At 61.4% G+C, this 337-nt stretch carries 1 pseudogene; it reads left to right on the top strand.

The window, feature by feature from the left end:
• Window positions 1-337, top strand: a pseudogene (locus QP415_RS11050) (serine hydroxymethyltransferase); the annotation flags it as partial.

The following is a 337-nucleotide window of genomic DNA, read 5'->3' as shown; positions in this document are numbered from 1 at the left end:
AGACACTGGGGGGTCCCCGCTCCGGCATGATCTTGTCCGCGCGCGGCGAGCAGTGGGGCAAGAAGCTGAATTCTGCTGTGTTCCCAGGTCAGCAGGGTGGCCCGCTGATGCATGTGGTGGCTGCCAAGGCCGTAGCAATGAAAGTGGCTCAGACCCCGGAGTTCAAGGACCGCCAGGTCAGAACTCTTGCTGGCGCGCAGAAACTTGCAGAGCGTCTGGGACGCGACGATGCGAAGAAGGTCGGCATCAAGCTGGTCACCGGCGGCACCGATGTGCACCTGGTGCTCGTTGACCTCGTTGATTCAACTCTTGACGGCAAGCAGGCTGAGGATCTGCT

Source organism: Pauljensenia sp. UMB3104 (assembly GCF_030217285.1).
Lineage (GTDB): Bacteria > Actinomycetota > Actinomycetes > Actinomycetales > Actinomycetaceae > Pauljensenia.
This window is presented reverse-complemented; position numbering and strand designations above follow the sequence as displayed.